The organism is Streptomyces sp. NPDC005393 (assembly GCF_040606675.1).
Classification (GTDB): domain Bacteria; phylum Actinomycetota; class Actinomycetes; order Streptomycetales; family Streptomycetaceae; genus Streptomyces.
Genome location: NZ_JBEXFG010000022.1, coordinates 34,934 through 61,473 on the forward strand (window position 1 = coordinate 34,934; position 26,540 = coordinate 61,473).

Sequence of the window (26,540 nt, forward strand, 5' to 3'; positions counted from 1 at the left end):
TCACCGCCACTTGAGGGCGAACCACAGCTCCATCCGGACGTCCGCGTCGCTCAGGTCCACCTCCAGCAGGGCCTCGGCGCGGGCGATCCGCTGACGGACCGTATTGCGGTGGATCTCCAGCGCCACCGCCGTACGGTCCCAGCTGCCGTGCAGCGACAGCCATACCCGCACCGTCTCCAGCAGCGCCGGTGCGCCGTCGAGCGGGGCGAGCAGGGCCCGGCCGAGCGCCCCCGCCTCGGCCGGGTCGACGAGCGAGGCGACCCCGTCGGCCCGGTCCGGGCCGTGCCGCACCAGGGGCACCCGCCCGGCGACCGCCCGCCGCAGCGCACGGGCCGCGTCGGCGCCGCCGTGCGCGAGCTCGGCCGCCGGTACGGGCGCCCCGGCGCCCAGCGTCCAGCCGGGCTGTGCCCGCACCTCCGCCTCGCCGGGCAGCAGGGCGGACACCTCGTCCCCGTCGAGGTCGACCAACGGCGTTCCGAGCCCGGCCGCGAGCGCCGCTGTGGCCAGCAGTCCGTCGTCCCGGGCACGGCCGCGCCGCCGTCCGCGTACCACGGTCCACAGCCCGGGGTCCTTCCCGTCGGCGGGCTCCGCCGTCCCGGGGCGCGGCAGCGAGCGGCGGAGCGCCCCGGCCACCTCGGCCGGTTCGGCGCCGAGCAGCAGCCGCACCAGGGCCGCCGTGCGCTCGGTCCCGGCGGTGGCCGTCCGCCGTCCGGTGAGCAGTGAGAGCAGCACCACGGCCACCCCCACGATCGCCCCGTCCGCCCCGTCGCGCCGCGGGGCGCAGACGCCGAGCGCGAGCCGCCGGTCCCCCGGCCCCGCCTGGCCGCCCAGCCCGTATGCGGTCAGATGCAGCCGCTCGCCCGACGGGCCTCCCGCCGTGCCCGCCGCCGAGGACGGCCCCGAGCGCAGCCGCGCGGCCAGCGAGCCGAGCGCCGCACGGACCTTCTCCGGCGGGCGCGGCCCCGCGGCCGACAGCTGCTCGCCATCCGGTCCGTAGAGCACCGCCCACGCGCCGAGGTGCCGGCCCAGCTGACGCAGGACGGCCGGTACGGGGTGGGGGCGGGCGGCGGCCGTCGCGAGCGACTGCTGCGCCTCGGTGATCCGCCGCAGCTCATGGTGGCGGCGCTCGGCCATCGCGTCCCATACGGCGCTCGCGACGGCCGTGAACGTCGTCTGTCGCGGCACCTCCACCAACGGCAGCCCGTGCCGGTCGCACGCCTCGACCAGCGCCCGGGGCACCGCGTCGTGCACGGGCGCGATCCCGAAGCCGAGCGCCGCCGCGCCTGCCTCGACCGTACGGGCCACATAGCGGTCCCAGTACGTACCGGCGCCCGCCGCCTCCGGGCAGTGCACCCCGGCGCTGAGCAGCAGTTCACCGCCGAGGAGATACGGAACCGGGTCCTCCATCTCGCTGGTGTGGACGAGGTACACGGGCGTGTCCGCCTCGCGCGCCCCCGCGACCTGCCGCAGCCCGAGGGCGGGGTGGCCGAGGAGAGCGGAGAGCGGGACGGGGGCCGTCGGGGGTACGCGGTCGTTCGTCACGGCGGTGCCCTTGCTGATGACTGGTTCGTACATCCCGAGGGCCGGGAGTAGAGGAAACGTACACTTCCCGGACGCTTCGGCGACACCTAGGGTCCTGGTCACTCCCCACATCGCGATCCGCCCGGCTTTCCGCGGATGGCCCCTGCCCCATCCCCTCCCCCTTTCCCCCTCCCCCGCTACGCCGATTCTTCGGACCGAGGAGCGCCCCATGACCGCTGTCGACTACACGGTGATCGTCGTCTATCTCGCGGGCATGCTCGCGCTCGGCTGGTGGGGCATGCGCCGCGCCAAGTCCACCAGCGACTTCCTCGTCGCCGGCCGCCGGCTGGGACCGGCCATGTACTCCGGCACCATGGCGGCGATCGTCCTCGGCGGCGCGTCCACCATCGGCGGTGTCGGCCTCGGCTATCAGTACGGGCTCTCCGGCGCGTGGATGGTCCTCGCCATCGGGGTCGGTCTGCTCGCGCTGTCCGTCTTCTTCTCCGCGCGCATCGCCCGGCTCAAGGTCTACACGGTCAGTCAGATGCTGGACCTGCGCTACGGCGGAACCTCCGGGCTCATCTCGGGCATCGTCATGTGGGCCTACACCCTGATGCTCGCGGTCACCTCGACCATCGCCTACGCCACCATCTTCGACGTGATCTTCGGCCTCGACAGGGTGGTCGCGATCGTGCTCGGCGGGGCGATCGTCGTCTGCTACTCGACGCTCGGGGGCATGTGGTCGATCACCCTCACCGACATGGTGCAGTTCGTGGTCAAGACGGTCGGTGTGCTGCTGCTGTTGCTGCCGATCGCGGTCGTCAAGGCGGGCGGGTTCGCCCAGATGAAGGCCGAGCTGCCGAGCGGCTACTTCTCCCCGATGGGCATCGGGGCGCAGACCGTCTTCACGTATGTGCTCATCTACTCCTTCGGCATGCTCATCGGCCAGGACATCTGGCAGCGCGTCTTCACCGCCCGCAACGACAAGGTCGCCCGCCTCGGCGGCACGGCGGCCGGTACGTACTGTCTCGCGTACGCGGTCGCGGGCGCGGTCATCGGTACGGCGGCGAAGGTGCTGTACCCGAAGCTCGGCGCCCCGGACGACGCGTTCGCCACCATCGTCAAGGACGCCCTGCCGGTGGGGATCAAGGGGCTGGTGCTGGCCGCCGCGCTGTCCGCGGTGATGTCCACCTCCTCGGGCGCGCTCATCGCCTGCGCGACGGTCGCGAACAACGACATCTGGTCCCGGCTGCGTGGCCGTACGCTCCCCGTGGACGGCGAGTCGCATGACGAGGTCGGCGGCAACCGCGTCTTCATCCTGATCATGGGCGTCGCGGTCATCGGCATCGCCATCGCGCTCAACGATGTCGTCGAGGCGCTGACCGTCGCCTACAACCTGCTGGTCGGCGGGTTGCTCATGCCGATCCTGGGCGGGCTGCTGTGGAAGCGCGGCACGGGCGCGGGCGCGCTGGCGTCGGTCGGCGTGGGCGGTCTGACGGTCATCGCGCTGATGGGCTGGAAGGGCATCCTCGCCAGCGAGCCCATCTACTTCGGGCTGCTGGCCTCGCTCGTGGCCTATGTGGCGGTGAGCCTCGCCACCAAGCCGACGGACGCGGCGGTCCTGGAAGCCTGGCGCCGCCGCCTCGCCGGCGACGTGACTCCCGCCGCCGAGCCCACCACTCCCGCCGCCGCGAGCGCGTAACGCCTGGTTGCGCCCGCCGGACGCGGGGGCGCCATGCGGAGCGCACATGCCCCCGTCATGTGCGCTCCGCACGCCCCCGTCCCGTCAGGCCGGCCCGGCCCTCTGGAACCCGGCGGCCGTGAACACGCGGCAACACCCCCCGAACGCACCATCGGAAAGGCAACACCACATGCGCACCGCACAGCGCGAACGGCACGGCGGCGATCTGGTCGTGGAATCCCTCACCGCGCTCGGAGCGAACACCGTGTTCGGGCTTCCGGGACAGCACGCGCTCGGAGCCTTTGACGCGCTGCGGCGGTCCGGGCTCGGCTATGTGGGGCTGCGCGTGGAGAACAACGCCGGGTTCGCCGCCGACGCCTTCGCGCGCGTCACCGGGTCGGTCGCGCCGCTGCTGGTGTCCACCGGGCCCGGTGCGCTGATGACGCTCGCAGCGCTGCAGGAGTCGGCCGCGGCGTCGGCGCCCGTGCTGGGTATCGCCAGCCAGGTGCCGACGGCCGGGCTCGGCGGCGGGCGCAGGGGCTATCTGCATGAACTCATCGACCAGAAGGCGTCGTTCCGCGACATCGTCAAGTCCGTCCATACGGTCCGTACGGCCTCCCAGATCCCCTCCGCGCTCGCCGCCGCCTGGGCGTCCGCGCTGGAGGCCCCCGCCGGTCCGGTGTGGCTGGAGATCCCGCAGGACGTGCTGCTCGCGCCGACCTCCGTACCGCCGGTGACAAGCCTGCGCGCCGAGCCCCGCCCGCTGCCGCCCCGGCCCGAGCTGACCGCGGAGGCCGCGGAGCTGCTGCGGGGCGCCGAGCGCCCGGTGATCCTGGCCGGCGGCGGGGTGGTGCGCTCCGGGGCGCAGCAGGAGCTGCGAGCGCTGGCCGAGAAGCTGGACGCGCCGGTGGCCACGACCTTCGGCGGCAAGGGCGCGTTCCCCTGGGAGCATCCGCTGTCCCTCCAGTCGTGGCTGGAGGACCGGCACACCACCGACTTCCTGGAGGACGCCGACGTCCTGCTCGTCGTGGGCTCCGGGCTCGGCGAACTCTCCTCCAACTACCACACCTTCCGCCCGCGCGGCCGCGTCGTCCAGATCGAGGCCGACCTCGGCAAGCTGGAGTCCAACCACCCGGCGCTCGGTATCCACGCGGACGCACGGGAGGCGCTGGCCGCGCTCGCCGAGGCCGTCGCACCCCGCCCCGAGGGGACGGCTGCCAAGGCCGCGGCCGGGGTGCTCACCCGGGTGCGGGAGCGGATCGAGGCGCAGGACCTGGAGCTGGAGCGGCGGGTGCTCGGCGCGGTACGGGACGCGCTGCCCGACGACTCCCCCAGCTTCTGGGACATGACGATCCTCGCGTACTGGGCCTGGTCCGCCTTCGATCCGCGCGCGGGCGCCATGCATTCGGCGCAGGGCGCGGGCGGCCTCGGCTACGGGCTGCCCGCCGCCCTCGGGGCCGCCGCCGCGGACCGTACGAGGCCGGTGCTGGCCGTGTCGGGCGACGGCGGCGCGATGTACTCGATCGCCGAGCTCGCCACCGCCCGCCAGTGCGACCTGCCCGTCACCTGGCTGATCGTGGACGACGGCGGCTACGGCATTCTGCGCGAGTACATGACGGACGCCTTCGGCGAGGCGACCGCCACCGAGCTGACCCGCCCCGACTTCGTCGCGCTCGCCGAGTCCTTCGGCGTCCCGGCGGTCAGTACCACACCCGACCGGCTGGCCGCGGACCTCGCTGACGCGCTGGCCTCCCCGGGCCCCTCGGTCGTGGTGCTGCCCGCGCGCTTGCGCATGTTCGCGCCCACCCACCTCGGCAACCAGGGCTGATCGGAGGAAATGGGGGACGCCCGCGCCGAGCCTGGGCGCGGGCCCCCACCCGAGTCCTTACCGTGCCAGTGACCCATTGGCTTCGCGCTCGTTCACCCAACCGGGGGAACGAGACGATCGCAGGTAAGGCGAGGTGCTCTGGATGGTGGCTCCGCCGGACAACGACGTGCTCTGGGCACGCGCCCTGTCCTATGCCTATGGGGGCTCGCCCGCCCTCCTCGGCGTCTCGATCGGCGCGCGCGACGGCGAGATTCTGGCCGTCACCGGGCCGCGCGGCTGCGGCAAGACCACCCTCCTGAAGTGTCTGTCCGGCCAACTCCTCCCGGACGGCGGGGAGGTGTGGTTCAAGAGCGCCCCCGTGCACACCCTCCCCCCGCTGGGCCTGGAGCGGCTGCGGCGCGACCACTTCGGCTGGATCGGCACCAAGCCCCAGCTCGTCCCCGAGCTCACCGCCTGGGAGAACGCCGCGCTGCCGCTGATGCTCCGCGGCACCGGGCGGCACGCTGCGAAGAGCACCGCCTGCGAATGGCTCGACCGGCTCGACGTCGGCGAGTGCGCCCGGGTGCGTCCCGCCGCGCTGGTCCAGTCGCAGCGTCAGCGGGTGGCGATCGCCCGCGCGCTGGCCGCGGGGCCCGGGGTGCTCTTCGCCGACGAACCCACCGCGCCGCTGCACCGTGCCGACCGCGCCCAGGTGCTGCGCACCCTCACCACCGCGGCCCGCACGCATGGCATCACCGTCCTCCTCGCGACCCACGACCGGGAGGTGGCCACCCTCGCCGACCGCACCGTGGCGCTCCTCGACGGCCGCCGGGTGGGCTCGGTGCCCTCCCCCGAGGCGGAGGGCAGGGCGGCGTGCTCAGTCTCCGCCTAACCCGCGGTGCCCGTCCGTTCGTCCTGCTGCGCCGGTCGCTGGTCGCCGTCGCGGCGGCGGGCGCGGGCTTTCTGCTGCTGTGCGCCCTGGGGTTCGCGGCGGGCCACCCCGCCGACCCCCGGGGCGCGCTGGCGCGGCTGCTGTGGTGTGCCGTACCGCTGGCCGCCACCGTCCAGCTCGCCGTCGCCGTCGCCCGCGCCGACCCGAGCACCCGGCCGGGCCCCGGCTTCACCGCCGCCGGGCTGGGCCCGGCCCGCTCTGCGCTGCTCGCGGCCGCCTCGATGGCGACGGCCTGCGCCCTCGGCAGCGCGCTGGCCTTGCTGACGTTCCTTCATCTGCGCGGTGACATCGGCGGCTCATGGCTGATCTGGGCCGGAAGCGGGGCGGCGGGCCGTCAGCTCGGCGCCGGACACCCGTTGCCGCTGGCCGGCGCGGTCACGCTGGTCGGCGTCGTACCGGTGCTGGCGGGCGCGGCGTGCGCGGCGTGCCTGTGGCCCCGGCAGCCGCGGGCCGTGGGCGCCCCGCGCGCCAACGCCCCGGCCACCCCGGCCGTCCCCACCGTAACGACGGGCCCGGTCGGCCCGCGGCCGGACCACGCGACCTCCGCTCTGCCGTGGGGCATCGCGCTCACCGCCGCCGGGCTCGCCCTTGAGGCGTACGCGGGCAGCGGCGCGCCCCCGCGCCTGGATGCCCTCCTCTCCGCGTCCGGCCGGCTCGGCGGCAGCCCGCCCGGTGTGGTGGGCGGCTGGGCGCTGACGGCGGTCGGGCTGGTCCTGGCCGGGCCCGGCCTCACCCATCTGTGCGGCAGGTTGCTGGCCATCGGACGGCCGGGCGTACTGCGGCTGCTGGCCGGGCGCGTACTGCAGCAGGAGGCCGGGCTGATCGGACGCCCGGTCGGCGCGCTGTGCGCCATCGGCTCCGCCGCCTACGCCGCCATGGAGCTGTACGGCACGGGCTCCGGCCCGTCCGGGAGCCGTCTCTACGGCCCGCTCACCGGCCTGGGGGCGGCCCTCGTCCTGATGTGCGCCGCCACCGCCACCCTTACAGCGGTGCTGGAGGCGAGGAGCGCCCGTGAGCGAACGACCGCCGCGCTGCTGCGCCTTGGCGCGCCGGTCCGGCTGCTGCGCGGCGCTGCCGCCCTGCGGGCGATGGCCCTGCTGGTGCTGTTGGCTCCGCTGACGTGGGTGGTGGCGCATCTGGCGGCCATGCCGTTCACGCACTGACCCCGCTGGCGGGACGGCCCGGTGGCCCGCCCTCGGGTACGTGGGGCGACTCGGATCGGTGGCCCGCACTGGGTGCGTGGGGCGACTGGGCTCGGTCGGGTGCGGCTTTCGTCTCGCGCCTTCGGCGCATTGGAGCATCGGTGGGGGTGGGGGCGGGGTCCGCGCCGACGCCGTCCGCCGGGCCGCCGCTGGGCCGGGCTTCATACGGCGCCGTCGCGCCTGCCGCCGCTGTCATCTGCCGGTCAGGGCGGTCTGGGGCGCGCGAGGGTGACGTCGCGCACGCCGCCGGGGCCGCTGCCTACGCCCTCGTACCCCCTGAAAAGCGCTTGATCTGGCGCAAGCGTTTCATCAAGCGTTTTCGCGCAAGGTACCTGGTCCAGCCGCGAGTCGACCCGACGGACGGCAACGGTCCCGGCCCCCGCCTCGCTGAGCCGCATCCGGCCATCCGCCCCACCGGCCCGGCGGCCGGCGACGCGCCCCGGGCCGCCCCTACCCCCATGCTCCAATGCGCCGAAGGCGCGAGACGAAAGCCGCACCCGACCGAGCCGCGTACCCCCGACCCCCTGCCCCGGCCGCGCGGTGTGATTAGCATGACGCCGTGCAGACCGATGACGCTTCCACCCCAGCGATCGACCGGGAAATCGAGTCCCTCGAGGAGTTCGACCAGGTCGTCGCCCGCGGCACCCTGGCCGGGTTCCGGGTCCAGTCCGTCGATCTGACGGGCCGTACGTCCGCACTGCTCTCCACCGACACCGCCGAGGCGGTCTTCCTCGGCTGCCCGATGGAGTCCGAGGCCGCGGCCACGGTACGGGCCAGGGGCGCGCTGGTGTTCCCGCCGGTGCCGGACCTGCCGTTCGATCCGTACCGCGGCGCCCTCTACTCCCCTGCGGAGCTGTTCGAGGGCCTGGCGGAGCACGGATACGCGCGGACACCGGACGCGCTCTCCTACACGTGGTTCCAGCGCACCAAGGCGGACGGCGACATCTTCGCCTCGATGCTGCGCTCCATCCACGACGACGCGGTCTCCGACGCGCTCGATGAACTCCTCGTCGGCACCCGGGTCGTGGGCGTCATGGGCGGGCACGCGCTGGAGCGCGGATCCGACGGATACGCGGGCGCCGCCCGGCTGGGGCGGGCGCTGGCACGGGCCGGGCTGATGGTCGCGACGGGCGGCGGGCCGGGCGCGATGGAAGCGGCGAACCTGGGCGCGTACGCGGCGCCGCATCCGGATCCGATGCTGGACGAGGCGCTGGAACTACTCGGCAAGGCGCCCTCGTTCCGGCCGTCCATCGGGGCGTGGGCCGACGCCGCGTTCGGGGTGCGCGAGCGCTGGCCGGACGGCGGCACATCGGTCGGCATACCCACCTGGTTCTATGGACACGAGCCGCCGAACGCCTTCGCCTCGCATATCGCCAAGTACTTCGCCAACGCGACCCGTGAGGACGGCCTGCTGGCGCGCTCGACCGCGGGGGTGGTCTTCCTGCCGGGCGCCGCCGGGACCGTACAGGAGATCTTCGACAACGCGACGCCGAACTACTACGAGTCGCGCGGCGAGCCGACCCCGATGGTGCTTGTGGACCGCGACCACTGGACCCGGCGGCTGCCGACCTGGCCGCTGCTCGAAGCGCTCGCGGAGGGACGGTCCATGAAGGCCCGTATGGCGCTGGTGGACTCGGTGGACGAGGCACCGGACGCGCTCGCGTCCCTGCTGGGCTGAGGGGGCGTCAGCAGGTCAGGCCCGGGGCCAGCACCACCACGTCCGCCGCGTCGAAGGCCACCCCGACCCGGTCGCCCGCCTCCGGGGCGTCCCGCAGCGCACAGGACGCCTCCAGGCGCGGGGCGTCGGGGTCCGCCGGCCGCAGGATGAGCGCCACATGGTCGCCGCGGAAGGTGCGCGCCGCCACCGTGCAGGGCACGCCCTCGGAGGCGGAGGTGAGCCGCACCCCGGCCGGGCGCACCAGGAGGCGGCACGGCCCCGGGCGGGAGCCGCGCGGCACGGGCAGCTTGCCCCAGCAGGTGTCGGCGATCTCACCGTGCACGATCGCCTCGACCACATTCTCGAAGCCCAGGAAGCGGGCGACGAACTCGGTGGCCGGCCGCTGCCACACCTCCAGCGGGGTGCCGGACTGCGCGATCCGGCCGTCCTCCATCACCACCACCCGGTCGGCGAGGGCGAACGCCTCCCCCTGGTCATGGGTGACGGCGAGGACCGTGGTCCCCAGCCGGCCGAAGAGCTCGCGCAGTTCCACGACCAGCCGCTCCCGCAGGCCCCGGTCGAGCTGGCCCAGCGGCTCGTCCAGCATCAGCAGCTTGGGCCGCGGGGCCAGCGCGCGGGCGAGCGCCACGCGCTGCTGCTCACCGCCGGAGAGCGAGTCGATGGCACGGCGCTCGGCGCCCGGCAGCCCGACCAGCTCCAGCAGCTCGGCGACCGTGCGGTCCGCCTCCGCGCGCCCCACCTTGCGCATCCGCAGCCCGAACGCGACATTGCCGCCCACGTCCCGCTGCGGAAAGAGCTGATGGTCCTGGAACATCAGCCCCACCCCGCGCCGGTGGGTGGGCACCCCGCCCTGGTCACGGCCCGCGAGCCACACCCGGCCGGCGTCGGCGCGCTGCAGCCCGGCCACCACACGCAGCATGGTGGACTTGCCGCTGCCGCTCGGCCCCAGCACACATACCGTCTCGTGCTCGGCGACCTCCAGGTCCACGGCGTCCAGCGCGTCGCGCCGGCCGAACCTGACCGTCACGTCGTCCAGTCGCAGCAGCGTCATTCAGAACTCCCCGGAACGGTCGGTGCGGATGCGCTCCAGCGCCAGCAGGGAGCCGGCGCAGACCAGCATCAGGATCGTGCTCAGGGCCATCGCCTGCCCGTAGTTGAGCTGTCCGGCCCGGCCCAGGAAGCGGGCGACGGCCACCGGCAGGGTCGGATGGTCGGGCCGCGCGATGAACACCGTCGCCCCGAACTCGCCGAGCGAGACGGCGAACGCGAAGCCCGCCGCGACCGCCAGTGCCCGCCCCACCAGCGGCAGATCCACCTCTCGCCACACGCGCAGCGGGGACGCGCCGAGCACGGCCGCGGCCTCGCGCAGCCGGTGGTCCACGGCCCTCAGGACGGGCAGCATGGTCCGTACGACGAAGGGCACGCCCACCAGGGCCTGTGCGAGCGGCACCAGGACCCAGGAGGCGCGCAGATCCAGCGGAGGTTCGTCGAGCGCGATGAGGAAGCCGAAGCCGACGGTGACGGCGGAGGTGCCGAGCGGCAGCATCAGCAGCGCGTCGAAGCCCCGTACCAGCCGCCCGGCCCTCCGGGTCAGCGCGGCGGCGGCCAGACCACCCACGACGAGGGCGAAGAGGGTGGCGAGCGCCGCGTACCGCAGGGAGTTCCCGACGGCGTCCACCGGGGCCACGAAGAAGGTCCCGCCGCTGTCGGCCGCGGACTGGAGCGCCCGGTAGTACGTGAAGCCGTAGCCGTCCGGTCCGTCGAGCGAGCGCTCCGCCAGCACCGCGAGCGGCGTCACGATCAGCAGCGCGACGACGGCCAGCACACCCCACAGCAGGGCCCACTGCGCCGGGCCCTGCGGGCGGCGCGCCGTCCGGTCGGGGTCGACAAGCCTCAGGGCGCCCTCCCGGCGCCGTACGGTCCACGCGTGCAGGGCGAGGACGGCCGCCACCGCCGCGAACTGGACGACGGTGAGCACCGCGGCCGTCGGCAGGTCGAGCAGCTGCGCGGTCTCCCGGTAGATCGCCACCTCCAGCGTGGCGTAGCGCGGGCCGCCGAGGATCTGGATCACGCCGAAGGAGGTGAAGGTGAACAGGAAGACCATCAGCGCGGCGGCGGCCACGGCGGGGGCGAGGGCGGGCAGCGTCACCCGGCGCCAGGCCGCGAGGCGGCCGGCGCCGAGCACCCGCGCGGCCTCCTCCTGCCGTGGGTCGAGCTGGGCCCACAGCCCACCGACGGTGCGTACCACCACCGCGTAGTTGAAGAAGACATGGGCGAGGAGGATCGCCCAGACGGTGGTGTCGAGCCGTACGCCCCACAGCTCGTCCAGCACCCCGCCGCGGCCGAGCAGCGCCAGGAACGCGGAACCGGCGACCACGGTCGGCAGGACGAAGGGCACGGTCACCACGGCGCGCAGCAGCCGCTTGCCGGGGAAGGCGAAGCGGGCGAAGACATAGGCGCCGGGCAGCGCGACCACCAGGGTCAGGGCGGTCGAGGCGACCGCCTGCCAGCCGGTGAACCAGAGGATGTGCAGCGTCGCCGGATCGCTCACCACCTCGGCGATCCGGCCGAACCGCCACCGGCCGTCGACGCGCAGCCCCCGGGTGACGATGGCGGCCACGGGATAGGCGAAGAAGACCGCGAAGAAGGCGAGGGGAACGGCCATCAGGGCGAGCCGCAGCGCGGCGGCGCGCAGCCGGGACCGCGTCGGCGCCTTTGGATCGGGAGCCGTACCGCGCTTGTCCTTGGCTACGGGCTCGGGCTTTACAGGACGAGCGAGGACCATGTCCTGACCCACGGCTCACGGTTCTTGGCGATCTTCTGCGGGGACAGGGTGGCCGAGTCGGCGATCTTCACCCCGTACCGGGTGAAGAGCTCGGGCAGCTTCGCGTCCTCGCGCGCCGGGTTGACGTACATGTTCAGCGGCACGTCCTCCTGGAACCGCTTGCTCAGCAGAAAGTCCAGCAGGGCCTTGCCGCCCTTGGTGTTCCCCGCGCCGTTCAGCAGCCCGGCGAACTCGACCTGCCGGAAGCAGGTCCCGGTCGCCACCCCGGTCGGGGCCTTCGCCGGCTTGGACTTCGCGTCGGCCACCTCGGCGGGCGGGCTGGAGGCGTACGAGACGACGAGCGGCCGGTCGCCGTTGCCGCCGCCGGCCGAGCCGGAGAAGCGGTCGTAGTACGCCTGCTCCCAGCCGTCGACGACCTCGACGCCGTTGGCCCGCAGCTTCTTCCAGTAGCTCTTCCAGCCGTCGTCGCCGAACGTGGCGGCCGTGGCGAGGAGGAAGCCGAGGCCGGGGGACGAGGTGGCCGCGTTCTCGGTGACGAGGAGGTTCTTGTAGGCGGGCTTGGTCAGATCGTCGAGGGACCTGGGCGGCGCCAGCTTCTTGTCGGCGAAGTACTTCCGGTCGTAGTTGACGCAGATGTCTCCGAAGTCGACCGGGGTGACGCGGTGCTTCGCCTTGTCGAGCTGGAGGGCGGCCGGGACCTTGTCCAGGCCCTTGGCCCGGTACCGGGTGAACAGGTCGTTGTCGAGCGCGCGGGAGAGCAGCGTGTTGTCGACGCCGAAGAACACATCGCCCTGGGGGTGGTCCTTGGACAGGATCGCCTGGTTGACGGCCGCCCCGGCGTCGCCGCCGGTCTGCACCCGCACCTTGTAGCCGGTCTCCTTCGTGAACTCCTTGAGGACGGCCTTGGAGGCCACGAAGGAGTCGTGCGAGACCAGGGTGACGGTCTTGGAGTCCGAGCCGCCCTTGGGGTCCCCGCCGCAGGCGACGAGGGCGGAGAGGCCGAGTGAGCCGAGGAGGGCGGTCCCGATGGCACGCCGAAGGTGGCTGTTCATGGTGATGCTGACTCCCTACGCCGGTATGACCCGGATCAGGTCCGAGGGTCTGCGGCCGTGCCGCACTCTCAGCGCTCTGTGCGCTCCCCTGTCGGAATGTTCATTTGTACGACCTTGCCGCGATGCCGCGAGGGCGCGAAGGCACCGTATCAGCCGGTCCTCAGCGCTCCGAAGCCGCCAGCTGTCCGCAGGCCCCGTCGATCTCCTGCCCCCGGGTGTCCCGGACGGTCACGGGCACTCCGTGCGCCTCCAGGGCCGCCACGAACGCCTTCTCGTCCTCCGGGCGGGACGCGGTCCACTTGGAGCCGGGCGTCGGGTTGAGCGGGATGAGGTTGACATGCACCCGATGCCCCTTGAGCAGCCGGCCGAGGAGATCGGCGCGCCAGGCCTGATCGTTGATGTCCTTGATCAGGGCGTACTCGACGGAGATGCGGCGGCCGGACTTCTCCGCGTACTCCCACGCGGCGTCCAGGACCTCGCGCACCTTCCAACGGGTGTTGACCGGGACGAGGGTGTCGCGCAGCTCGTCGTCGGGCGCGTGCAGCGACACCGCGAGCCGGCACTTGAAGCCCTCGTCGGCGAACCGCAGCATCGCCGGGACCAGCCCGACGGTCGAGACGGTGATACCGCGCTGGGACAGGCCGAGGCCGTCGGGCTCGGGGTCGGTGAGCCGGCGGATGGCGCCGACGACGCGGCCGTAGTTGGCCAGCGGCTCGCCCATGCCCATGAAGACGATGTTGGACAGCCGCGCGGGGCCGCCGGGGATCTCCCCGTCGCGCAGTGCCCGCATCCCGTCGACGATCTGGTGCACGATCTCGGCCGTGGACAGATTGCGGTCCAGACCCGCCTGCCCGGTGGCGCAGAACGGGCAGTTCATGCCGCAGCCCGCCTGAGAGCTGATGCACATGGTGACCCGGTCCGGGTAGCGCATCAGGACGGACTCCACGAGCGTGCCGTCGAAGAGCCGCCACAGGGTCTTGCGCGTGGTGTCGTCGTCACAGCTGATGTGCCGCACCACACTCATCAGATCCGGCAGCAGCTCGGCCGCCAGCCTCTCGCGCGCGGCCGCCGGGATGTCGGTCCACTGGGCGGGATCGTCGGCGAAGCGGGCGAAGTAATGACGCGACACCTGGCCGGCCCGGAAGGGCTTCTCCCCGAGGGCGGCAACGGCCTCGCGGCGCTGGGCGGGGGTGAGGTCGGCGAGATGCCGCGGGGGCTTCTTGGCCCCACGCGGCACGGCGAAAGTGAGTTCTCCGGGCTTAGGCATGGTTCAACCAGTGTCGCAGACGTACGAAGGGCCGGCCCCGCGCCAGGAGCGGCACGGGGCCCGGAGGGCGGTCGTCAGCCGCCGCCTACGAAGATCACCAGCAGCAGCCAGACCACGGGGGCGGTGGGCAGCAGCGAGTCGAGCCGGTCCATGATCCCGCCATGGCCGGGCAGCAGCTTGCCCATGTCCTTGATGCCGAGATCCCGCTTGATCATGGACTCGCCGAGGTCGCCGAGGGTCGCGCTGACCGCGACCGCGAGGCCGAGCAGCAGCCCCTGCCACCACACGCCGCCCTTGATCAGGTACTGCATGCACAGCGCGCCCGCGACCATCGCGAAGGTCACCGCGCCCAGCAGCCCCTCGCGGGTCTTGCCGGGGCTGATGCGCGGCGCGAGCGGGTGGCGGCCGAAGCGCCAGCCGACCGCGTACGCCCCGGTGTCGCTGACCACGGTCAGCAGCAGGAAGGTGAGCACCCGCTGCGGGCCGTCCTCGGTGTCGAGCATGAGCGCCACGAAGGTGGCGAGGAACGGCACGTAGAAGGCGGCGAAGACCCCCGCCGTGACATCCCTGAGGTAGTCGTCGGGGGGCTCGGTCATCCGCCACACCAGCACCGCGAGCGCGGTGAGCGACACCGCCACCACCGCGCCCTGCGCACCGCGCACATAGCCGGCGACGACCATGGCGACGCCGCCGACGGCGAGCGGCACCAGCGGGACCCGGATGTTCTTGCACTCGGCCAGCCGCGAGGTCAGCTCCCACAGCCCGACGACCACCGCGACCGCTATCACGCCGATGAACACCGGCTTGTAGATGAAGAGCGAGGCGACGATGATCACGCCGAGGCCGACGCCCACCCCTATCGCGGCGCGCAGATTGCGGCCCGCGCTCTTCTTCGCCCCCTGGCCGCCGCCGTTGCTTCGCGCGCCGCCTCCGTTCGCGGGGTCGGCCGACGGGGGGTCGGGGGGCGTCGGCGGGCACCCGGCGGACTGCCGGGGTCCGGGCCGCGGCTCCCGCTCGTCGCGGAACAGGGGGCCGCCCAGCGGAGCGGCCCCCCGGTCACGGTCGGCGGCGTCACCGGAGCCGCCGGCGGCGTGAGGGACGGTGGGCATGGGCCGAGTCTGCGCCGCCTCGCCCACCTCGTGCGCGGGACCCGCCGAAGAAGGGGGCACCTCCCAGCCGTAGCCGGGGGAGGTGCCCTGATCGCCCGGTCCCCACAGTCCGGCGCTCGGTGGTGGGGCCCCCCAGGAAGACTCGTTCATCAGACCTCGAGCAGCTCGGCTTCCTTGTGCTTGAGCAGCTCATCCACCTGCGCGACATACTTCGCGGTGGTGTCGTCGAGCTCCTTCTCGGCGCGACGGCCCTCGTCCTCGCCGACCTCGCCGTCCTTGATCAGCTTGTCGATGGACTCCTTGGCCTTGCGCCGGACGCTGCGGATCGAGATCTTCGCGTCCTCGCCCTTGCCCTTGGCGACCTTGATGAACTCCTTGCGGCGCTGCTCGGTGAGCTCGGGGAACACCACCCGGATGATGTTGCCGTCGTTGCTCGGGTTGACGCCCAGATCCGAGTCACGGATCGCCTGCTCGATATTGCGGAGCGCGCTCTTGTCGAACGGCGTGACCACGGCCATCCGCGGCTCCGGCACCGAGAACGACGCCAGCTGGTTGATCGGCGTCAGCGCACCGTAGTAGTCCGCCACGATCTTGTTGAACATCGCCGGGTGCGCACGCCCGGTGCGGATCGCGGCGAAGTCCTCCTTGGCGACCACAACGGCCTTCTCCATCTTCTCCTCGGCCTCGAGGAGGATCTCTTCGATCACCACTTGCTCCTGGTGTTATCCGTAAGCAGAGCCTCGCCCCTGCGTGCGTCTATCTCCTGCACGGTGTCCGACCGGCAGGCCGTTGTCCATCCCCCGTTCGAGCCGTCAGGCCCGGGAGCCCTGGTCGCTCACGAGAGTGCCGATCTTCTCACCCTTCACCGCACGCGCGATATTTCCTTCGGCGAGGAGCTCGAAGACAAGGATGGGCAGCTTGTTGTCCCGGCAGAGGGTGATCGCGGTGGCGTCGGCGACCTTGAGGTCCCGGGTGATCACCTCGCCGTACTCCAGAGCGTCGAACTTCACCGCGTCCGGGTTGCGGGCGGGGTCGGAGTCATAGACCCCGTCCACGCCGTTCTTGCCCATGAGCAAGGCCTTGGCATCGATCTCCAGGGCGCGCTGGGCGGCGGTGGTGTCCGTCGAGAAATAGGGCATGCCCATCCCCGCGCCGAAGATGACCACACGCCCCTTCTCCAGGTGGCGCACCGCGCGCAGCGGAATGTACGGCTCCGCGACCTGGCCCATGGTGATGGCGGTCTGGACCCGCGAGTCGATGCCCTCCTTCTCCAGGAAGTCCTGGAGGGCGAGGCAGTTCATGACCGTGCCGAGCATGCCCATGTAGTCCGAGCGTGCCCGGTCCATACCGCGCTGCTGCAGCTCGGCCCCGCGGAAGAAATTGCCGCCGCCGATGACGATGGCGATCTCGGCGCCGTCCCTGACCACGGCGGCGACCTCGCGGGCGATGGCGTGCACGACGTCGGGATCGACACCGAGTCCCCCGCCTCCGGCGAACGCCTCGCCGGACAGCTTCAGCAGGAAACGACCTTGTGGGGCTTTGCCCTGCGCGTTCTTGTCGTCGGCGGCCTGTTTGGCGTCCGCGCCCTGATTCATTGGAGATCTCCTCGTGCACATACGAAGAGGCCATTGCCGGACGGGTCCTCGTTCGACCTCTGCGGCAATGGCCTCCTCGTCACATCTGCGGCCGACCGGTTGACGGTTGGCTGCCTTCGACCCTATCGGGGTCGCCGGTCATTCGCTGCTCGGCTCAGACGCCGACGCGGAAACGGGCGAAGCGCTTGAGCGAGACACCGGCCTCGTCCAGAACCTTCTGGACGGTCTTCTTGTTGTCCTTGGCGAATGCCTGGTCCACCAGGACGTTCTCCTTGAAGAAGCCGGTCACGCGACCCTCGACGATCTTCGGCAGGGCGGCCTCGGGCTTGCCCTCCTCGCGGGCGGTGGCCTCGGCGACCCGGCGCTCGTTCTCGACGGTCTCGGCCGGGATCTCGTCGCGGCTCAGGAACTTCGGCGCGAAGGCGGCGATGTGCTGCGCGACGTCCTTGGCGACCTCGGCGTTCTCCTGGTCCAGCTCGACCAGCACACCGACCTGCGGCGGCAGGTCCGGGCTGGTGCGGTGCATGTACGCGGCGACGTAGGCGCCGGAGAACTCCGCGAAGCGGTCCAGGACGATCTTCTCGCCGAGGGTCGCGTTGGCCTCGTCCACGAACGCCTGGACGGTCTTGCCGGCCTCGATCTCGGAGGCGAGCAGCGCCTCGAGGTCGGCCGGGGCGGACGTGAGGACATGGGCGGCGACGGCGTCGGCGACCGCGACGAACTTGTCGCCCTTGGCCACGAAGTCGGTCTCGCACTTCAGCTCGACCAGCACACCGGAGGTCTTGTCGTCCGCGATGAGGGAGACGACGGCACCGTTCTCGGCGGTGCGGCTCTCGCGCTTGGCCACACCCTTCTGGCCCTTGACCCGAACGATCTCTACGGCCTTGTCGACGTTACCCTCGGCCTCGTCCAGCGCCTTCTTGCAGTCCAACATGCCGGCGCCGGTGAGCTCACGGAGCTTCTTGACGTCAGCGGCGGTGAAGTTCGCCATGATCTGTGAATCTCTTCTCGAAAGTCGAAAGCTCTACGGGTGAACGGCGGGGCGGCGCCACCGCACCGTCCCCCGCCGTTGTACACCGTCTGAGTGGTCAGCTCTGCTCGGCGCCCGCGGCCGGGGCCTCGGCGGCCTCGGCGGCCTCGGCAGGCTTCTCCTCGGCAGCCTCGGCGGGCTTCTCCTCGGCAGCCTGGGCGGGCTTCTCCTCGGCGGCCTCGGCGGGCTTCCCCTCGGCCGGCTTGGCGACCTCGGGCTCGTCCGCCTTCTTCTCACCCTCGAGCAGGTCGCGCTCCCACTCGGCGAGCGGCTCGCCCGCGGCCTTGTCGGCCTTCTGGTCACCGGTGGCGACGCCGGAGCGGGCGATGAGGCCCTCGGCGACGGCGTCGGCGATCACACGGGTGAGGAGGGTGACGGAGCGGATCGCGTCATCGTTGCCCGGGATCTTGTAGTCGACCTCGTCCGGGTCGCAGTTGGTGTCCAGGATCGCGACGACCGGAATCCGGAGCTTGCGCGCCTCACCGACGGCGATGTGCTCCTTCTTGGTGTCCACGATCCAGACGGCGCTCGGCACCTTCTGCATCTCGCGGATACCGCCGAGGGTCTTCTCCAGCTTGGCCTTCTCACGGGAGAGGACCAGGAGCTCCTTCTTGGTGAGGCCGGAGGCGGCCACATCCTCGAAGTCGATCTGCTCCAGCTCCTTCAGGCGCTGCAGGCGCTTGTAGACGGTCGAGAAGTTGGTGAGCATGCCGCCCAGCCAGCGCTGGTTGACGTACGGCATGCCGACGCGGGTCGCCTGCTCGGCGATGGCCTCCTGCGCCTGCTTCTTGGTGCCGACGAACATGATGGAACCGCCGTGGGCGACGGTCTCCCTGACGAACTCGTAGGCGCGGTCGATGTACGACAGCGACTGGAGCAGGTCAATGATGTAGATGCCGTTGCGCTCGGTGAAGATGAAGCGCTTCATCTTCGGGTTCCAGCGGCGGGTCTGGTGCCCGAAGTGGACGCCACTCTCCAGCAGCTCCCGCATCGTGACGACGGCCATGGCCGTACTCCTTGAGGTACTCGGTTCCGCGGTGACCGGGCGGCCGCCGCGCCTGACGCCCCGGCGCGCCTGCCACGAACGGGGCCCTGAGGGGCTCGTCCGAGGACCGAGGGGCGCGGCCGCCGTGCTGTCCGATGCGCGATCGGGCGTCGGCGGCGGGGCGTGCGAAGTCGATCCGGTGACCCGGATCGCCATAGGAAGTGTACGGGACCGGTGCGGTGCCGGGTGACGGCGATATCCACAACCCGTGAGTAGTACCCAGATTCCGTCCATGATCCACCTGAATCGGCGTACCGGGCCACGGTGGATGTCATGCGACGGCTTCTGGTGTGGTGGGCGCTTGCCCTGTGCGTGTCGACGGTACCGGTCCTGGCGGCACCGGCTGTGGCGGCGCCGGTCCCGCCCCCGGCTTCGGGCCCGGCCGGTGACCGTTCCTGGCCGGTGGACGGCGCGCCGGGCGCGGCGCGGCCGGCCGTGCTGAGGGGCTGGCAGCCGCCTCCCGTGCCCTGGGCGGCGGGGCATCGCGGGGTCGATCTGGCGGCGCGCGCGGGAGCGCGGGTGCGGGCGGCGGCCGCGGGGCGGGTGAGCTTCGCCGGGCCGGTCGCGGGGCGCGGAGTGCTGGTCATCGAGGTGTCCGGGAGCGGCGCGCCGGCGCTGCGGACCACCTATGAGCCGGTGCGAGCCACGGTGGCCAAGGGCGAGCGGGTGACCGCCGGGCAGGTGGTCGGCGTGGTGCAGTCGGGCCCCTTCCACTGCCCGGGCGGCTGTCTGCACTGGGGGCTGCGCCGCGCGGACCGCTATCTCGACCCTCTTTCGCTGCTGCCACCGTCGATGCTCCGGGGCGGCCCCTCCCGGCTGCTCCCGGTCTTCGGCGTCCCGGACGCCCTCACCGCCGCCGCGGTGGTCTCCCCCGCCGGATGGACAGAGCTGGCTCCGGCCGCGGCGCTGGCGGCCGCCTCCGCCTGGGCCCGGGTCCGGCTGCGCCACGGGCACGGGCGAGCGGGTACAGGAAACCGGGTATGGGCAACCGGCCACGGCAGCGCGGCCGGGCGGGCCGGAGCCAGTGGGTACGGCCCGGGCGGGCGAGAGCCCATGGGCACGGCCGGGCGGGCAGGGTCGGGCGGCCGGGTACGGCCGGCGGAGGGGCCATGGCCGGGGAGGCGGGCGGGCCGGGGCCCGCGGGGGTCAGCGCCGCACGCCGCCCAGGGCCATGGCGACGGCCGCCTCGGTGATGCGCTCGGGGTCCTCGGCCGCGCCGAGCTCGATACGCCGGACCGCCGCGTCCACGATGCCCTGCAGCAGCACGGCCGTCAGCCGGGGCTGCTCATGTCCGAGGGCGCTGAGGGCCTCGACCACCATGGCGATCAGCCCGCCGTGCGCGGCCCGGATCTTCTCCCGCGCGCCCGCGTCCAGCTCACCGGCCGAGATCGCCACCACCGCCCGGTGGCGGCGGTCGCCCACGAGCGCCAGCTGCCGGCGCACATACGCCTCGATCTCCGCCTCGGGCGAGCCGGCCCGCGCCATGGCGGCCTCGACCTCGGCGGCCCAGACCGGGAAGTCGACCGCACACAGCTCCTCGACCACGGCGGCGCGGGAGCGGAAGTACTCATAGACGGAGGACCTCGCGAGGCCCGTGCGCTCGGCGAGGGCGGGGAAGGTCAACGCCTCCGTACCGCCCTCGGACAGCAGGGACCGGGCGGCCTCCAGCAGGGCGCCGCGCTGCATCGTCCGGTGCTCGGCCACTGAGGCCGCTCGAATCCTGGGCACGCGACCACCTTACGAAAGAGGCCGCGGCCGAGGCGATGCTGGAGGGACGATTCAGCGCCCGACGTCGGCGAGTTTCGCCCGCAGCTGGAGCACCGACTTGGTGTGGATCTGACTGACCCGGCTCTCGGTGACCCCGAGGACCTGGCCGATCTCGGCGAGGGTGAGCCCCTCGTAGTAGTAGAGGGTGACCACGGTCTTCTCCCGCTCCGGAAGGGTGTTGATGGCACGGGCGAGCAGCCGGCGCAGCTCCCGGTCCTCGGCCACCTCGACCGGATTGTCGGCGGCGGTGTCCTCAAGGGTGTCCATGAGGCTGAGCCGGTCGCCGCCCTCGCCGCCGACATGCAGCAGCTCCTCCAGGGCGACCACATTGGCGAGCGACAACTGGCTGAAAACCCCGTGCAGTTCATCGAGGCTGATGTCCATCTCAGCGGCCACCTCGGCCTCCGAGGGGGTGCGGCGCAACTGCGCCTCCAGCGTGGCGTACGCCCGCTCGACCGCCCGGGCCTTCTGACGGACCGACCGCGGGATCCAGTCCAGCGCCCGCAGCTCGTCGATCATCGCACCGCGGATCCGGGTGATCGCGTAGGTCTCGAACTTGATGGCGCGCTCGGGCTCGAACTTCTCGATGGCGTCGATGAGTCCGAAGACCCCGGAGGAGACGAAGTCCGCCTGCTCGACATTGGAAGGCAGCCCGACGCTGACCCGCCCGGCCACATATTTCACCAGCGGTGAGTAGTGCAGGATCAGCTGCTCCCGCAGCCGGCCGTCGCCCGTGGTTTTGTACGACCGCCACAGCTCGTCGAGCGACGAGGGTGCGGCGGGGCGCACCGCGCCGCGGGCAGCGGGCGGCGCCGCGCGGTCAGACCCGGAGATGTGCTGGGGCATTCGTCGCCTTGAGCCGTTCTGCCATGACATGGGTGAGGACGTGCGCTTCCGCCGGAAACCTTGTGAGCGTAGCGTGACTACGGCGTCGCGGTATGCGAAGGGCGTCGGCTCGGCGGTGTGCGGATACGGTCATCGCCTCAACCCTTTCACCCGATTGCCCCGATTCGGGGGACCGCCTCGCCGTGCGCCGCCGTTCCGGCGCACGGAGGGGACCAACTCCCAGCGGTCGCCATCACGTTCGACGAAACCCAGGGCGAGCAGTTCATAGAGCCGGCCCAGGGCCTCGTCGCAGCTCGTCCCGGAGTCCCGGGCCACGTCACGCACGTCGTTGCCGCCCCGTGCCGACAACGCTTCGAGCACCCGTGCCGTCACGGGATCGAGCAGGTCCCGCTCGACCAGCGGCCCCCGCCGCTCGGGGGCGAGGTCCCCGATGCCTCCGACCAGCTCGGCCACTTCATCGGCGTCGGTGACCAGGACGGCCTCCCCGCGCAGCAGTTCATGCACCCCCGCGGAGAGCCCGCTGGTCACCGGACCGGGCACCCCCATGGTGAACCGGCCCAGCTGCCCGGCCCGGCGCGCGGTGACCAGCGATCCGCTGCGGTACTGGGCCTCGACCACGACCGTGCCACGGGTGAGCGCGGCGATGACCCGGTTGCGGAGCACGAAGCGGCTGCGCGACGGATGCCCGCCGGGCGGCAACTCGCCCAGTACCAGACCCTGTTCCGCGATGCGCTCGATCAACTCGGTGTGCCCCCGCGGATAGGGGACGTCCACCCCGGAGGCGAGCACGGCGACGGTGGCCCCGCCCGCGGCGAGCGCCCCGCGGTGCGCCGCGCCGTCGACCCCGTGGGCGGCGCCGGAGACCACCACCCAGCCCCGCTCGGCGAGCCCGGCGCCGAGCGTCGAGGCGACATGCGCGCCGTAGTCGCTGCAGGCCCGCGCGCCCACCACGGCGACCGAGCGCAGCGCCCACATCCGCAGGCTGGCCGGGCCGCGCAGCCATAACCCGACCGGGCGAGAGTCTCCGAGGTCGTCGAGCTGACCGGGCCACTCCAGATCCCCGGGGCAGACGAACCGTCCGCCACGCCCGGCGATCACCGCGAGGTCCGCGGCGGGGTCGAGCCGGTCGGCCCGCAGCGCACATCCGGCCAGCCGCTGTCCGCTCGCCCCGGGCGGTGGCTTCCCCTCACCGCACAGCGCCCGCCGCAGTGCCACGGGGCCCAGCTGGCGCAGCCACCGCCCCACCGTCTCGTCCCCGGGCTCCACGAGCCGGGTGAGCGCCGCCCGTGCCAGACGCTCCTCCTCGCAGACGCCCTGCCCCGTATCCCGGCCCAGGGCCGGGTCCGGGTCCGGAGCCGGGTCCGGAGCCGGCCCCCGGCCCGGCCAGGACCCCAGGGCGGGCGGGGCGTCGCGGCCGTCGGCCGAAGGACCGGACATCACCGCTCCCCCGCCCCGACCGGCACTCCGCGCCTGACCCCGGTGCGCAGCTGGAGCGCCTGGGCGATGTCCGGCGCCAGGGGCCGGTCGTGCCCGGCCAGATCGGCGACGGTCCAGGCGACCCGCAGCACCCGGTCGAGCCCGCGGGCGGTGAGCACCCCACGCTCCATGTCGCGCTCGGCCTCGCGCAGCGCGCCGGGGTATGGCTGCCAGCGGGTGCGCAGCTCATGGCCCGGCACCTCGCTGTTCAGCCGCCAGGGGGTGCCCTCCAGGCGCGCGGCAGCCCGCTCCCGGGCCTCGCGCACCCGGGCCGCGACGGACGCGGTGCGCTCCGCCGTGGAGCACCCTCCGGTGAGCTCGGCCCGGCTGACCGCCTCGACATGGACACGCAGATCCACCCGGTCCAGCAGCGGCCCGGAGAGCCGCGCCTGATAGCGGCGGACCATCATGGCGGAGCACTCACAGCCGTCGCCCAGCATGCCGTGGCGACCGCAGGGACACGGGTTGGCCGCCATCATCAGCAGGAATCGCGCGGGCATCCGCATCATGCCCGCGGACCGGGCGACCACCACATGTCCCGACTCCAGGGGCTGCCGCAGCGCGTCCAGCGCCTGGCCGCTGAATTCGGGCGCCTCGTCCAGAAAGAGCACCCCACGGTGGGCGAGCGAGACCGCGCCGGGTCTCGGCAGGCCGTTGCCCCCGCCGACGAGAGCGGCCATGGTCGCCGAGTGGTGCGGGGCACAGTAGGGCGGGGTGTCCACCAGGGGCTGCCCCGGCGGCAGGGCCCCGGCCACCGAATGCACCGCGGTGACCTCCAGGGCCTCCTGCCGGGTGAGCGGCGGCAGCAGGCCGGGCAGCCGCTCGGCGAGCATGGTCTTGCCCGCGCCCGGCGGACCGTTGAGGAACAGATGGTGCCCGCCCGCGGCCGCGACCTCCAGCGCGGTGCGCGCGGCCCGCTGCCCGGCGACCTCGGCCAGATCGGGCCGCGCTGCCCCGCTGCCGGGCCGGGCGGCCACACCGGTGCCCATACCGGCTCCGGGCACCATGAGCCCCGCGAGCATCGGATCGGGCCGCCCCAGCTCCGGCGGCTCCTCCTCCTCGGGCACCGGCTCGTCCGTCAGCACCGCGATCAGCTGCCGCAGACTCCGCACGCCGAGCACCGAGACGCCCGGGACCAGGGATGCCTCCGCGGCCGTCTGCTCCGGGACGACGACCTGCCGGTATCCCGCCTCGGAGGCCGCGAGCACGGCGGGCAGCACCCCGCGCACCGGCCGGACCCGGCCGTCCAGGCCCAGCTCCCCGATCATCATCAGATCGGCGATCTCCCGTGGGTCGACGCGCTCGGCGGCGCCGAGCACCGCACAGGCCACCGCCAGATCGAAGCCGCTGCCGCCCTTGGGGACGGACGCCGGGCTGAGCCCGACCGTGAGCTTCTTCTGCGGCCAGGCGGCTCCGGAGTTGACGACCGCGGCGCGGACCCGGTCCCGGCTCTCCACCAGGCTCTTGTCGGGCAGCCCGACCAGGGTGAAGGCGGCCACCCCCGGCTCCAGATCGGCCTGGACCTCCACCACGACGCCCTCGACCCCGACCAGCGCAACCGAACAGGTGCGGGCGAACCCCATCAGGCCACCCCCCGCACATGCTCGACCACGGGCGCGCCGCGCCGCGGCAGCACCACACCCACCAGGTCGATCCGCACCCCGCCCGACGGCGGGCCGCCGTGCCGCTCCAGCCAGCGCTCGGCCAGCCGCCGCAGCCGGTCGGCCTTACCAGGCCGGACAGCCGCCATCGGATGCTCGTACGCCCCGTCGCGGCGCGTCTTGACCTCGCACACCACCAGCGACCCGGCGTCGAGGGCGACGATGTCGATCTCACCGTCCCGGCATCGCCAATTGCGCTCCAGGACGGTCATCCCGGCCTCGGCCAGCCGGCGCACCGCCAGATCCTCGCCGTACCGGCCCAGCGCTCCTCGCGCGTTCATTCGGCACCACCTCCGGCACCGACTGTGACGCCCCCGCGCCGCGCTATGGGATCTTGGACGTTTTCTGTGGACGGGCGGTCATCTGTGGATAACTCAGCCCCCCGGAAGGTCGAGGTCGCTCTTGTTCAGCTCCTCGATATTCACGTCCTTGAACGTGAGAACGCGTACTTGCTTCACGAAGCGGGCCGGTCGATACATGTCCCAGACCCAGGCGTCGGCCATCGACACCTCGAAAAAAACCTCACCCTGGACCGAGTGCACCTGCATCTCGTAGTCGTTGGTGAGATAGAAGCGGCGCTCGGTCTCGATCACATATTTGAACAGACCGACGACATCGCGGTACTCCCGGTAGAGCTTCAGCTCCATCTCGGTCTCGTACTTCTCGAGGTCCTCGGCGCTCATGGCATGTTCCCCTTCAGCCGTGCGTCCCCCCATTGTGCGTCAGACGCGCTCAGTCTCCAGGATCACCGGTGCACTCGGGGGTCCCTCGACGAGCAGCGTACGCAACAGCTGGGGCAGCCGTGTCGGATACACCGGCTCTGTCGCGGCGGCCAGCTCCTGCGCCGTCCACCATCGCAGCCCGGTCACACTGCGCCGCTCCAGCTCCGTCAGCCCGCCGCCGGTGCGCGTCGTGGCCTGTTCCGTACGGGCCAGGTAGTACCACTCGTCCTGATCCCAGCGCCGCCCGGCGAACGGGAAGGAGCAGATGCGCCGCCACAGCAGCGGGCCGAGCCGCGCGTCCGTGATCCCGGTCTCCTCCGCGAGCTCCCGGAGCGCCGCCTGCTCGCGGCTCTCGTCGCCCTCCAGGCCACCACCGGGGGTGAACCACCACGTCGTCGACGGATCGTCCGGCTCGAAGCCGTGGAGCAGCAGGATCCGGTCCTGTGGATCCAGCAGCACCACCCGGGCGACCTTCCGCAGCGGGGCCTCGGGGGTCCCGCCCGCGTCGGCCTCCCGCCCGGCTCCAGCGGCCCCGTCAGCCACGGGCCGCCACCTTCTCCTTCGCCTCGTCCCGCCGCCCGGCACCGGCTCCCCTGCGGCGGGCGACCGGCCCGTAGGCCGCGCCCGCCAGGATGAGCACGGCGCCGGTGACGACCGCTGTCAGGATGAGCCGCAGCGGCCCCGGCTGTGAGATGCCGCCGGGCAGCGCCTTGAACGCCCCGGGGCGCTCCAGCATCCCGAGGCCGCCCACCGGCCACGCGGTGGCGTCCACCCGGGCGGTCACCGCGCCTCGCGGTACGGCGCCATGGCTGCTGTCGGTGAGGTGCACCCGCGAGTCGAGGGAGTCGCTGCGGTGGTCGCCCATCAGGAACAGCCGGCCCTTGGGCACGGTGGTCGAGAACTGCGTCAGGGAGGCCGGCTCCGTGGACCGCAGATACGGTTCTTCGAGGACCTTGCCGTCCACGCTCAGCCGGCCCTGCTTGTCGCAGCACACGACCTTGTCGCCGTCGACCCCGACGACCCGCTTCACCATGGGCAGGGCGCCCCAGACCTCGTCCTGGAAGACCACCACATCGCCCCGGCGCACCTCGCCGCCGTCGATCCGCTGCGCGAGCACCCGGTTGCCCTTGGCGATGGTCGGCGACATGGAGTCGGTCGGGACGGTGTACGGCTTGTAGAGCACCGCGCCCCAGGCGAAGCCGCCCAGGAACAGCACACAACCGACGGCCACCGCCAGCCCGGACAGCACACTGCCCAGCTTGCCACCAGGCGGCTTGCCGCCCCCCACCCCTCGGGCTCCGCTCATTCCAGTGCTCCCGCCGTACGCAACAGACGTAGAAGATC

At 72.8% G+C, this 26,540-nt stretch carries 23 protein-coding genes, 1 pseudogene and 1 riboswitch; of the genes and pseudogenes, 6 read left to right on the forward strand and 18 right to left on the reverse strand.

Annotated elements, in window-relative coordinates:
• Window positions 1-1,575 carry a PucR family transcriptional regulator ligand-binding domain-containing protein gene (locus ABZS71_RS19485; RefSeq protein WP_356211672.1) on the reverse strand — a complete coding sequence of 525 codons (1,575 nt, stop codon included), beginning with the start codon at window positions 1,573-1,575 and terminating at the stop codon, window positions 1-3.
• Window positions 1,576-1,750: 175 nt separating this feature from the next.
• Between ABZS71_RS19485 and ABZS71_RS19490 the strand changes: the two genes are divergently transcribed.
• The 5 genes from ABZS71_RS19490 (at window position 1,751) to ABZS71_RS19510 (ending at window position 8,841) form a co-directional block, all read left to right on the forward strand.
• Window positions 1,751-3,223 (forward strand): sodium:solute symporter, encoded by a 1,473-nt coding sequence (locus tag ABZS71_RS19490; protein ID WP_356211675.1) that lies wholly within the window; start codon window positions 1,751-1,753, stop codon window positions 3,221-3,223.
• Window positions 3,224-3,392: 169 nt separating this feature from the next.
• A complete protein-coding gene (locus ABZS71_RS19495) occupies window positions 3,393-5,030 on the forward strand; it encodes a thiamine pyrophosphate-binding protein (protein ID WP_356211677.1) in 1,638 nt (545 codons plus the stop codon).
• A gap of 142 nt (window positions 5,031-5,172) precedes the next feature.
• Window positions 5,173-5,901, forward strand: coding sequence for an ATP-binding cassette domain-containing protein (locus tag ABZS71_RS19500; RefSeq protein ID WP_356211680.1), 729 nt, complete (start codon window positions 5,173-5,175; stop codon window positions 5,899-5,901).
• On the forward strand, window positions 5,883-7,124 hold the full coding sequence (locus tag ABZS71_RS19505; RefSeq protein ID WP_356211682.1) for a hypothetical protein: 1,242 nt from the start codon (window positions 5,883-5,885) through the stop codon (window positions 7,122-7,124). The genes ABZS71_RS19500 and ABZS71_RS19505 overlap by 19 nt, the downstream gene beginning before the upstream one ends.
• 598 nt (window positions 7,125-7,722) lie before the next feature.
• The gene (locus tag ABZS71_RS19510) at window positions 7,723-8,841 is read left to right on the forward strand and encodes an LOG family protein (RefSeq protein WP_356211684.1); all 1,119 of its coding nucleotides are present in this window, start codon (window positions 7,723-7,725) and stop codon (window positions 8,839-8,841) included.
• Window positions 8,842-8,848: 7 nt separating this feature from the next.
• Here ABZS71_RS19510 and ABZS71_RS19515 read toward each other — a convergent pair whose 3' ends face one another.
• The 9 genes from ABZS71_RS19515 to rpsB all read right to left on the reverse strand — a co-directional run bounded on the left by ABZS71_RS19515 (window position 8,849) and on the right by rpsB (window position 18,685).
• Window positions 8,849-9,892 carry an ABC transporter ATP-binding protein gene (locus tag ABZS71_RS19515; RefSeq protein WP_356211686.1) on the reverse strand — a complete coding sequence of 348 codons (1,044 nt, stop codon included), beginning with the start codon at window positions 9,890-9,892 and terminating at the stop codon, window positions 8,849-8,851.
• A complete protein-coding gene (locus ABZS71_RS19520) occupies window positions 9,893-11,506 on the reverse strand; it encodes an iron ABC transporter permease (protein ID WP_356211787.1) in 1,614 nt (537 codons plus the stop codon).
• Window positions 11,507-11,604: 98 nt separating this feature from the next.
• Window positions 11,605-12,678: a thiamine ABC transporter substrate-binding protein gene (locus tag ABZS71_RS19525; protein ID WP_356211688.1), complete on the reverse strand. Its 1,074-nt coding sequence runs from the start codon at window positions 12,676-12,678 to the stop codon at window positions 11,605-11,607.
• Window positions 12,674-12,778, reverse strand: a riboswitch (TPP riboswitch). Its footprint overlaps the gene before it by 5 nt.
• A 60-nt stretch (window positions 12,779-12,838) precedes the next feature.
• Window positions 12,839-13,945, reverse strand: coding sequence for a 23S rRNA (adenine(2503)-C(2))-methyltransferase RlmN (gene rlmN, locus ABZS71_RS19530; protein ID WP_356211691.1), 1,107 nt, complete (start codon window positions 13,943-13,945; stop codon window positions 12,839-12,841).
• A 74-nt stretch (window positions 13,946-14,019) separates the two neighbouring features.
• Window positions 14,020-15,204 carry a phosphatidate cytidylyltransferase gene (locus ABZS71_RS19535; RefSeq protein ID WP_356211693.1) on the reverse strand — a complete coding sequence of 395 codons (1,185 nt, stop codon included), beginning with the start codon at window positions 15,202-15,204 and terminating at the stop codon, window positions 14,020-14,022.
• Window positions 15,204-15,761, reverse strand: coding sequence for a ribosome recycling factor (gene frr, locus ABZS71_RS19540; RefSeq protein WP_176180391.1), 558 nt, complete (start codon window positions 15,759-15,761; stop codon window positions 15,204-15,206). The genes ABZS71_RS19535 and frr overlap by 1 nt, the downstream gene beginning before the upstream one ends.
• A gap of 105 nt (window positions 15,762-15,866) precedes the next feature.
• Window positions 15,867-16,649, reverse strand: coding sequence for a UMP kinase (gene pyrH, locus ABZS71_RS19545; RefSeq protein ID WP_355846394.1), 783 nt, complete (start codon window positions 16,647-16,649; stop codon window positions 15,867-15,869).
• Window positions 16,650-16,803: 154 nt separating this feature from the next.
• On the reverse strand, window positions 16,804-17,640 hold the full coding sequence (tsf, locus tag ABZS71_RS19550) for a translation elongation factor Ts (RefSeq protein ID WP_356211696.1): 837 nt from the start codon (window positions 17,638-17,640) through the stop codon (window positions 16,804-16,806).
• A gap of 97 nt (window positions 17,641-17,737) precedes the next feature.
• Window positions 17,738-18,685: a 30S ribosomal protein S2 gene (rpsB, locus tag ABZS71_RS19555; protein WP_356211698.1), complete on the reverse strand. Its 948-nt coding sequence runs from the start codon at window positions 18,683-18,685 to the stop codon at window positions 17,738-17,740.
• Between the two features lie 324 nt (window positions 18,686-19,009).
• Here rpsB and ABZS71_RS19560 point away from each other — a divergent pair.
• Window positions 19,010-19,567, forward strand: a pseudogene (locus tag ABZS71_RS19560) (peptidoglycan DD-metalloendopeptidase family protein); the annotation flags it as partial.
• Window positions 19,568-19,870: 303 nt separating this feature from the next.
• Here the strand turns inward: ABZS71_RS19560 and ABZS71_RS19565 are convergent.
• The 8 genes from ABZS71_RS19565 to lepB form a co-directional block, all read right to left on the reverse strand.
• Window positions 19,871-20,410 (reverse strand): helix-turn-helix domain-containing protein, encoded by a 540-nt coding sequence (locus tag ABZS71_RS19565; protein WP_356211790.1) that lies wholly within the window; start codon window positions 20,408-20,410, stop codon window positions 19,871-19,873.
• Window positions 20,411-20,503: 93 nt separating this feature from the next.
• The gene (gene whiG / locus ABZS71_RS19570; RefSeq protein WP_355846385.1) at window positions 20,504-21,337 is read right to left on the reverse strand and encodes an RNA polymerase sigma factor WhiG; all 834 of its coding nucleotides are present in this window, start codon (window positions 21,335-21,337) and stop codon (window positions 20,504-20,506) included.
• A 129-nt stretch (window positions 21,338-21,466) separates the two neighbouring features.
• Complete coding sequence (dprA, locus tag ABZS71_RS19575; RefSeq protein ID WP_356211700.1) at window positions 21,467-22,774, reverse strand: DNA-processing protein DprA; 1,308 nt, start codon at window positions 22,772-22,774, stop codon at window positions 21,467-21,469.
• Window positions 22,774-24,396 (reverse strand): YifB family Mg chelatase-like AAA ATPase, encoded by a 1,623-nt coding sequence (locus ABZS71_RS19580; RefSeq protein ID WP_356211702.1) that lies wholly within the window; start codon window positions 24,394-24,396, stop codon window positions 22,774-22,776. The genes dprA and ABZS71_RS19580 overlap by 1 nt, the downstream gene beginning before the upstream one ends.
• On the reverse strand, window positions 24,396-24,755 hold the full coding sequence (locus ABZS71_RS19585) for a YraN family protein (RefSeq protein WP_355846376.1): 360 nt from the start codon (window positions 24,753-24,755) through the stop codon (window positions 24,396-24,398). The genes ABZS71_RS19580 and ABZS71_RS19585 overlap by 1 nt, the downstream gene beginning before the upstream one ends.
• A 93-nt stretch (window positions 24,756-24,848) precedes the next feature.
• Window positions 24,849-25,157: a DUF2469 domain-containing protein gene (locus ABZS71_RS19590; protein WP_009714730.1), complete on the reverse strand. Its 309-nt coding sequence runs from the start codon at window positions 25,155-25,157 to the stop codon at window positions 24,849-24,851.
• Window positions 25,158-25,196: 39 nt separating this feature from the next.
• Window positions 25,197-25,676: an NUDIX hydrolase gene (locus ABZS71_RS19595; RefSeq protein WP_355846507.1), complete on the reverse strand. Its 480-nt coding sequence runs from the start codon at window positions 25,674-25,676 to the stop codon at window positions 25,197-25,199.
• Between the two features lie 55 nt (window positions 25,677-25,731).
• Entirely contained in the window at window positions 25,732-26,502 is a 771-nt protein-coding gene (lepB, locus tag ABZS71_RS19600; protein ID WP_355846373.1) for a signal peptidase I, read from the reverse strand.
• Between the last annotated feature and the right edge of the window lie 38 nt (window positions 26,503-26,540).